The 666-nt window shown below is 44.1% G+C and carries 1 protein-coding gene; it reads right to left on the bottom strand.

Annotation, left to right across the window (positions count from 1 at the left end):
- Window positions 1-213: 213 nt before the first annotated feature.
- Window positions 214-666: 3-oxoacyl-ACP reductase family protein (locus tag A3762_RS24590; protein ID WP_082869347.1), on the bottom strand; the 453-nt coding region annotated here is incomplete at its 5' end.

Below are 666 nucleotides of genomic sequence, written 5' to 3'. Positions count from 1 at the left end.
TAACACCTAGTTGTTCACAAACAATCTTTTTTACACGCTCTTCTACAGTGCTCATAGTTTCCTCTCTTCATTATATCGGAGTGCTAACCAGCTTTATGTTTTGATTGATGCTGGTCTGCACGCTCCCTGCTTACGCCCTAGTTGTACGTGTCAGGTAATGTTGCGTGCTAGTCTAGTTGAATCAATGCCCTGAAACAAGTTCCAATCAGGCCTTTAAGACATATACATTCCGCCATTCACATGCAAGGTTTGGCCTGTGATATACGATGCATTCGGTGAAGCTAAAAAAGCTACTGCTGAAGCAACTTCAGCAGGACTACCAAGACGATTCATAGGAATTTTCGACAACATTAAGTCCTTGTTTTCTTCACTCAAATCGTCGGTCATGTCGGTCTGAATATAACCTGGAGCAACTGAATTTACCGTGATTCCACGACTACCGATTTCAGACGCGAGCGAACGTGTAAACCCTTCAATTCCAGCTTTAGAAGCACAGTAATTTGCTTGCCCCGGGTTACCCATTTGTGCAACAACAGAGCTCACGTTAATGATGCGCCCCCAGCGAGCCTTCGTCATTCCCTTCAATACTGCTTTCGATGTGCGGTACACAGAGCTCAAATTTGTTTGAATCACTGACTGCCAGTCATCTTCTTTCATACGAAGCAT

Source organism: Oleiphilus sp. HI0125, assembly GCF_001635355.1.
This window is presented reverse-complemented; position numbering and strand designations above follow the sequence as displayed.